This is a genomic window from Magnetospirillum aberrantis SpK (genome assembly GCF_011022235.1).
Taxonomy (GTDB): domain Bacteria; phylum Pseudomonadota; class Alphaproteobacteria; order Rhodospirillales; family Magnetospirillaceae; genus Magnetospirillum; species Magnetospirillum aberrantis.
In genome coordinates, this window is record NZ_JAAIYP010000025.1 from 21,568 (window position 1) to 30,448 (window position 8,881).

The 8,881-nt window shown below is 63.3% G+C and carries 3 protein-coding genes; all 3 read left to right on the forward strand.

From position 1 onward, the window contains the following. Nucleotides 1-64: 64 nt before the first annotated feature. On the forward strand, nt 65-2,254 hold the full coding sequence (locus tag G4223_RS03785) for a type I secretion system permease/ATPase (RefSeq protein WP_163675224.1): 2,190 nt from the start codon (nt 65-67) through the stop codon (nt 2,252-2,254). Nucleotide 2,255: 1 nt separating this feature from the next. Continuing rightward, complete coding sequence (locus G4223_RS03790) at nt 2,256-3,821, forward strand: HlyD family type I secretion periplasmic adaptor subunit (protein WP_163675225.1); 1,566 nt, start codon at nt 2,256-2,258, stop codon at nt 3,819-3,821. A gap of 453 nt (nt 3,822-4,274) precedes the next feature. Then, on the forward strand, nt 4,275-8,881 hold a 4,607-nt coding region (locus G4223_RS03795; RefSeq protein WP_163675228.1), incomplete at its 3' end, for a tandem-95 repeat protein.

Genomic DNA, 8,881 nt, shown 5'->3' on the forward strand with positions numbered 1-8,881 from the left:
GCTGATGCGCGCTTTCGCCATGTTTGTCCTGTCGGGTGACACACGGTGCGGGGGGGGCACGGAAATGAAGCAATCGGAACAAGCTGCGCCTCAGCTCGACCCCGGCCTCGCCTGCCTCTCCCTGCTTGCCAAATACTTCGAAAAGCCCGGCGATTACGAGCAACTGCGCCACCGCCACGGCGATCCGACCCACACCGCCGACGACATCGCCCTGGTGCGCTATGCCAAGGAACTGGGCTTCAAGGCGTCGGCCATCGACAGCGAATGGGACCGGCTTTCCCGCACGCCGCTGCCGTGTCTAGCGCGGCACAAGGACGGTGGCTGGTTCATCCTGGCCAAGGTGGCTGACGACCAAGTGCTGATCCAGGACCCGCGTGTCGGCCGTCCGGAACAATTGTCGCGCGAAGACTTCGAAGCGCGTTGGGACGGCCGTCTGGTGCTGGTGGCGACCCGCGCCCAACTGGCGGCGCTGGGAGCCAAGTTCGACCTGACGTGGTTCATTCCGGCGGTGGTCAAGTACCGCCGGCTGTTCGGCGAGGTGCTGGTCGCCAGTTTCTTCCTGCAATTGTTCGGGCTGGTGTCGCCGCTGTTCTTTCAGGTCATCACCGACAAGGTGCTGGTGCACCGGGCGCTGACCTCGCTGGACGTCTTGGTGTTCGCGCTGATCGCCGTCAGCCTGTTCGAGGTGCTGTTGGGCTATTTGCGCACCTACATCTTCAGCCACACCACCAACCGCGTCGACGTGGAACTGGGGGCGCGGCTGTTCCGCCATCTGATGGCATTGCCCATCGCCTATCACGGCGCCCGTCAGGTCGGCCATACGGTGGCGCGGGTGCGCGAGCTGGAAAACATCCGTTCCTTCCTGACCGGCTCGGCGCTGACCCTGGTGATGGACCTGCTGTTCACCGTGGTGTTCTTCGCGGTGATGTTCTGGTACGCGCCGATCCTGGCGTGGATCGTGGTCGGCTCGCTGCCGTTCTATGTGGCGCTGTCGGTGGCGGCGACGCCGGTGCTGAAGGCGCTAACCGAGGAGAAGTTCAAGCGCGGCGCCGAGAACCAGGCGTTGCTGGTTGAGGCGTGCAGCGGCGTCGAGACGGTCAAGGCGCTGGCGGTGGAACCGCAGATGCAGCGCAAATGGGAAGAACAACTGGCCGCCTATGTGCAGATCGCCTTCAAGGCGACCAATTTCGGTGCGATGGCCAGCCAGGGCGTGCAGACCATCCAGAAGGTCAGCATGGCGCTGACGCTCTGGTTCGGCGCGGCGCTGGTGATGAACGGAGAGTTGACCATCGGCGGGCTGGTGGCCTTCAACATGCTGGCGGGGCGGGTGTCCCAACCCATTCTGCGTCTGGCCCAGTTGTGGCAGGATTTCCAACAGGTGCGCATCAGCGTCGACCGGCTGGGCGACATCCTCAACACCAAGCCGGAACCGGCAGCCCAGGCCCGCGCCGCCATGCCCGCCATCAAGGGCGCGGTGGAGTTCAAGGAGGTGGTGTTCCGCTATCGCCCCGACCGGGCGCCGGTGCTGAAAAGCGTGTCGCTGGCGGTGCCGCAGGGACAGGTGGTGGGCATCGTCGGGCCGTCGGGCTCGGGCAAGTCGACCCTGACCAAGTTGGTGCAGCGGCTTTACCTGCCGGAATCCGGCCGGGTGCTGATCGACAATCTGGACATCGCCAACGCCGATCCGGCGTGGCTGCGCCGCCAGATCGGCGTGGTGCTTCAAGAAAACTGGCTGTTCAACCGTTCGGTCAAGGACAACATCGCCCTGGCCGATCCGTCCATCAGCCTGGACCGGGTGATGCAGGCGGCGGAAATCGCCGGCGCCCATGAATTCATCAGCGAATTGCCCGAGGGCTACGACACCGTGCTGGCCGAACGCGGCGGGTCCTTGTCAGGCGGCCAACGCCAGCGCGTCGCCATCGCGCGGTCCCTGGTGACCAATCCGCGCATCCTGATCTTCGACGAGGCGACCTCGGCACTGGACTACGAATCGGAAAAGGCCATCCAGACCAACATGCGCCGCATCTGCGCCGGCCGCACGGTGTTCATCATCGCCCACCGCCTCTCCACCGTGGCCGAGGCCCACCGTATCGTGGTGGTGGACAAGGGTGAGGTGGTCGAGGACGGCAGCCATGCCGACCTGCTCAAGACCGGCGGCCGTTACGCCAAGCTGTGGGCGGCGCAGACCGGAACCACCATCCCGGCGCCCGAGGTCGTGCTGCGGCCGGTGGCGTTGCGCATGGGGGAAGTTTGAGATGACACGGATGGACACGGATGAACACGAAGGCGCCGCAGCCGTGGCGACCGGCGACGTCTCGCAATCCCCGATCCGTGTTGATCCGTGTCCATCCGTGTCACATTTTCTTGGTCGCTGCCGCGAGAACGCCGATGCCGCCCTGGTCCGCGCGGGCGCCCTCAAGGAAGGCGTCGCCCACCACCTCGACATCTGGCGCGAGGCGGTCAAGGCCGACAAGCTGCGCCCCAAGCTCGGCCCCATCGGTCAGGCCGAACTGGCGTTCCTGCCCGCCGCGTTGGAAGTGTCGGAAACCCCGGCCTCGCCCTTGGCCCGCGCCACCGCCATCACCATCGCCGCCTTCGTGGTATTGACCGTCGCCTGGGCCAGCATCGGCGATTTGGACATCGTCGCCACCGCGCCCGGCAAGGTGGTGCCGTCCGAGCGGGTCAAACAGATCCAGCCTTTGGAAACCTCCATCGTCCGCGCCGTCAACGTCACCGAGGGCCAGACGGTCAAGGCCGGCGACGTGCTGGTGGAACTGGAAGTGACCGGCGGCGCCGCCGACGTGGTGCGGCTGAAAGCCGAGATGAACACCGCCAAGCTGGATTCCGCGCGTCTGACCGCGCTGTTGGCCGACAATCCCGAGCACGCCTTCGTGCCGCCCACCGACGTGCCGCCCGATTCAATCACCGTGCACAAGGCACTGCTGACCAGCCAGCTTCGGGAACAGCAGGCCAAGCTGACGGCATTGGAGGCGGAGCTTTCCAAGCGTCAGGCGGAGCTGAAGACCACCGAAACCGACATGGCCCGCCTGGGCGCGGTGGCGGTGAAGATCAAGGACGAGACCGAGCGCCGCCGCGAACTGGCCAACAAGGGCTACGGTTCGCAGATCGACCGGGCGCGCAGCGAAAAGGAACTGGCCGACAACCAGGGCCAGCAACAGGTCAACCGGGCCAAGCTGGCGGAAACCAAGGCGGCGATCGAATCGACCCGCGGCCAACTCAACCAGGCCAAGGAAGAATTTCGCCGCGACATCACCGCCAAATTGGCCGAGGCCCGCACCAAGGCCGCGACAACCGAACAGGAACTGGCCAAGGCGGACGAACGCCAACGGGTCCAATCCCTGCGCGCCCCCGTCGACGGCGTGGTGCAGCAGATCGAAACCCACACCATCGGCGGCGTGGTGACCCCGGCACAGAAGCTGATGGTGGTGGTCCCCCAAGGCAGCGTCATGGAGGTCGAGGCCAGGCTTCCCAACAAGGACATCGGCTTCGTCGAGGTGGGCCAAGAGGCCGAAATCAAGGTGGACAGCTTTCCCTTCACCAAATACGGCACCTTGGTCGGCCGTGTCGAACTGGTCAGCCTCGACGCGGTCAAGGACGAGGAAAGCCAGAGCAAGGAATACTATTTCCCCATCCGCGTCTCGGTCGCCGACCCGTTCGTCCGCCTGGAAAACGGTAAGCGCGTGCCCCTCAGCCCCGGTATGAGCGTGGTCGCCGAGGTCAAGACCGGCACCCGCAAACCCATCGAATACGTCCTGGCGCCGCTCCAGAAGTATGGCGCCGAAAGCGGAAGGGAGAGGTAGCGTCCAGACCGGCCGTGAAAGTTTCTGTTCGCATCGGAAACAGATCGTGTCCCAGGGATTGGTGTAACAGCGCGGTCGCCGTTTGATCTCCGGCGGGCTGGGTCTTCACCCTGACCGCCGCTGCATACAATCTCGTCAGACTGCCAAAGCTGATGGCGATGGCCTGACGACGCCCGGAGTCCGCCTCACATCGGCGGGACACGGCGAAAATGGCCGCAAAACAGGACCGTAACCCCTCGCCAACGCCGATGAACGCTTCGGACTGACGGGGAAAGCGGGTGTGAACGCGCCTTTTTCCGCAGCCTGCTAGGGCGCGGATGCACCCAACAGAAGAGGAAAGATGATGAAGATCAGATCGTGATATGCATTTCTGGCATAACGATCTGGTTTGGTACAAATCTGCTAGACAGTATACTGCTGTTGCTTGTCATTACATGACCAATGGGGGAACGCATGAACTCGGAAACCGAAAACCCGTCCCTGTCTCTGTGCGTCAACGACCAGCAAACCGAACAACCGGATTACAACCGTGACACCTACATGGCTTCCGGCGGCACTTACGACGTCCCCCACACCTACACCGCAACCGAGGTACAGATTGCGGGCATCACTGGCAGCGACCGCTTCACCGTCACCTACGCGGAGAGTGCCAGCGCCACGCTGAGTGTCGACAGCGCGTGGAACACCATCAAGAACGTCCTGGCGGAAAGCACCGGTGCCGCCAGCGTGACCCTGCACAACGTGGTCAATACAGACGTGATCCTGGGCAATGGCGGCAATAGCCATGTCAGCATCGACGGTGCCAAGCGGGGTGACATCACCACTGGCGACGGTAATGACAGCATCGCCATCACGGCCTTTTCCAACGCCGGTTCTGGCAATGACTTCAACCTGTCCACCGGGGCGGGCGACGATAGCGTCGCCATCACCGGCGCTGCCCACACCATCGCCAACCTGTCCACCGGCAGCGGTGCCGACAATGTGCGCTTAAGCGGTGGCTTCACTCAGGTCAATATCGCCGCGGGCGATGGCGACGACGTTATCGACCTGGCCGCCGCCAGCTTTGACAAGGCCGTGATCAATGGCGGCCTGGGCGATGACACCATCGTTGTCGGCGTCGGACGTAGCGCTATCGACACCCTGGCGGGTGGCGCCGGCCTTGATACCATCGAAGTGCGGCTGGCGGCGTCAGAATACACTGCGTCAGTATTGCAGGACCTGATCATGCTAAAGCAGTTCATGGCCGACCCTGCCAATACTGGCAAGACCTGCCTGGTGTCCAGCCTGGGCATCCGTGTCGGCGACGCCGAAACGTTGCGCCTGTTCGTGGACGGCCAGCCGGTGATGGTGGACAATCCGCCAACGGTAAGCGCGGTCAGCGGCGGCACTGCCGCCGAGAGCACCACCGACGCGGCCACCCTAGTTTCCGGCGCCATCGTCGCCGCGGACCTGGACGGCGACGCCCTGACCTATACGGTACTGACAGACGACGTACTCCATCACGGGACGTTGGCGGTCGCCGCCGATGGCAGTTTTGTCTTTACCGCCCAAAACGGCGATTGGAACGGGACTGACCGCTTCACCGTCCGTATTGCCGATGGCCAAGGCGGCTTCATCGATCAGGCGGTAGCCATCACCATCACCCCGACCCAGGATGGACCGGTGGTTGGGAACAGCGACGCCACGGGAACCGAAGATACCATCCTTACCGGCAAGGTGACGGCCACCGATCCAGATGGCGACCGTCTGCACTATTCCTTCGGCATCGATGCCGCAGGCAACGTCGTCACCCGTCTCGACACCGCCCACGGAACCGCCATCATCGATCCCAACACCGGCGTTTATCGTTTCATCCCGCAACATGACTGGAGCGGCAGCGACAGCTTCGCCGTACAGGTAAGCGACGGCACCAGCGAGATCGAGACTCCGGTCACCGTGGTGATCGCCAAGCAGGGCGTCGCCACCAACCTGCATTTCCGTGTCAACGACCAGCAAACCTGGACGCCTGACTACACCAGCGGCAATTTCGTGGTGTCAGACGTCTCTTCTTTCGCTACCAGCGATGTCTTCACCGCAGATCAGATGCACATCGATGGCATTACCACCGGTGAGTCGCTGGCGGTGTCCTTCGACGACGCGGACAGCGGTACCATCCGCGTGCTGAGCGGCTGGAACACCATCAAGAGCGTGCTAGCCGAGAGCGATCACAACGCCACCGTTCGCTTCGAAAACGCCGTCAATACCGACGTCTCCCTGGGCGAAGGCGGTGACAGCCAGGTGACTATTGTGGCGGCAAAGCGCGGCGACATCGTCACCGCCAGCGGCGATGACACCGTCACCATCACGGCCGAATCCAACGACAACGGTTGGGACAACACCTTCAACATCTCCACCGACGACGGCAACGACACGGTGACGGTGACCGGCGACACCTGGACCGACACCTCCATTGATACTGGCGCCGGCGCGGATTCGGTCCGCTTGGCAGGGACATTCGACGACATTGTCCTGAAGGGGGGCGATGGCGCCGACACACTGGACATTGCGGCCGCCAGCTTCGATTTCGCCACCATCGATAGCGGTGCCGGCGACGATGTGGTCACCATCGGCCAAGGCCAAGGAACGCCCGACCGCGCCGATGGCGGAGTCGGGACCGACACCCTGGTGGTGTCACTGGGGGCCGCCGAGTTCACCGCACAGGTGCAGGCCGAGTTGCTGAGCTTCCAACGCTTCGCCGCCGCCCCAGCCAACCAGGGCCTCGTTTTCACCTTTGCCACCTTGGGGGGGCTACAAGCCAAGAACTTCGAGCGGATCCAACTGCTTGTAGACGGTCAGCCGGTCCCGGTGGTCAATCACGCCCCGGAGACCGGAACACAAGCTTTCGTCACCAGCGAAGATGCACCGCTGAACGGACTGCTTACCGCCATCGACCCAGATGGTGACGCTGTCAGCTTCAGTTTGCTTTCCGGCGATGGCGTGACGCTGAATGCCGACGGCTCGTTCTCTTTCGACCCGCGGGGGCGCTTTGATGCGCTCAAGCCAGGGCAGAGCCAGGAGGTCGACTTCACTTATCGGGTGGCCGATTCCTTCGGCGGCAGCACCGAAGCCACCGCAATCATCACGGTGACGGGACTCAATGACGCGCCGACGCCCCAAGCCGACCAAACGGTGACGTTGCGCAATTCGGCACGCACGATCCTGGCCGCCGACCTCATGAAGAACGACACCGACCCTGAGGGCGATACGCTGTCGCTGGTGGCGGTGGGCAATGCCAGCCACGGTACGGTGCAGCTTGACACAGTCAGCGGCGAAATAACCTTCATCCCCGAGGAGGGTTTCGTCGGCGACGCGACCTTCGACTACACCGTATCCGATGAGCATGGCGGCTTCGCGACCGCCACCACCACGGTCAAAGTCGTGACGTCCTATGGCAACAGCGCGCCGGTCGCCATCGATGATTTCCTGCTCGGCACCTGCGGCGACGATATCTTGGTCGGGGGTTCTGGCAACGACACCCTGATCGGCGGCGGCGGCAGCGACACCCTGACCGGCGGCGGCGGCGACGACACCCTGATCGTCAACGGTGACGACATGGTGTCGGGAGGCTCCGGCCAAGATACGGTCATCGTGGTCGGGGATACCGGCGTTAGCATCGACCTGGGCCTCTCCGAGGTGGAAACCGTCTATGGCAGCACCGGCGACGACACCCTGGATGCTTCTGGTACGACGGGAGCCGCTGTCATCGGCGGCGGCGGGGATGACAGCATCATTGGCGGTTCTGGCGGCGGCACTTTCTCGGGTGGTGCGGGTAATGACACCTTCATCGTCGGTGGCGGCGACACGAGCTTCGACGGTGGCGAGGGCAACGACACGGCGGTGTTCGGATCAAACGGCCATGCAGGCGGCATCGGTGACTATAACGTCAGACATGCGTCGGACGGCGGCTGGGTGTTCACGGCCCCCGACGGCTCATCGACCACCATCCGCAACACAGATACTGTTGTCTTCGAGGATATGGAGGTGATTTTCGAGCCGGTGCGCCGCTGCGCGGGTGCTTTCCGCATCTGGGAGGATGTGCCAGTCACTATTCCCAAGGCTCTGTTGCTTACCAACGATTACGACGCCGACGGCGACCCGTTGACCATCGCGTCGGTTGATAACGGCCCTTACGGCCAAGTCAGCCTGGACGCTGACGGCAACGTTCGCTTTGTTGGCTCTCCCGACTTCAACGGAACCACGACCTTCGCATATACCATCTCTGACGGACATGGCGGGTTCGACAGCGCCACCGTTACGATTTATGTGCGCCCGGTCAACGACACCCCGACAGCGCAGGACGTGGCGATCACCACCGTCGAGGATATGCCCGTAATCGGCCGACTGGTTGCCGCTGACGTGGATGGCGACTCCCTAGTCTGGTCTCTACAGGACAATGCCCAACATGGTACCGTGACGTTGGCGGCCGATGGCAGCTACACCTATGCCCCCACGGCCGATTGGAACGGCACCGACAACTTCCGTGTCCGCGTTGCGGACGGTGTCGGCGGCATGGTCGATCAAACAGTCACGGTTGAGGTTGCTGCCGTCAATGACCGGCCGGTTGCCGTGAATGATAGCGGATTTCACTCCACCGCCGGCCAGCCAATAACTTTCACCGCAGGTGATTTGCTGGCCAATGACAGCGATGTGGAAGGTGATTTGCTATCAATCGTCTCGGTCGGCGACGCCGTGGGCGGCACGGTACTCCGAAATTCCGATGGCACCATTACGTTTACCCCCGACGAATGGAGTGAAGGGCAAGTTGGATTTCGGTACACCGTCAGCGATCCCTTTGGTGCCACGGATGACGCCGTGGTCACGGTGAACCTATTGCCACCCACCTATTCTCGATACCTCGCCGAAGGGGCGGACACGATTGTCAACCTTACGGAGAGTGGCGCGCAGGAACATCCCCAGGTAGCGGTTCTGGCGGGTGGCGGCCATGTGGTGGTGTGGCAGTCGGCCGGCCAGGATGGTTCTGGCTATGGTGTCTACGCTCGGGTCCATGGTGCGAATGGAGT

Coding starts and splice junctions, on each gene's coding strand:
- G4223_RS03790 (WP_163675225.1), top strand. CDS start 2,256: ATGACACGGATGGACACGGATGAACACGAAGGCGCCGCAGCCGTGGCG.
- G4223_RS03785 (WP_163675224.1), top strand. CDS start 65: ATGAAGCAATCGGAACAAGCTGCGCCTCAGCTCGACCCCGGCCTCGCC.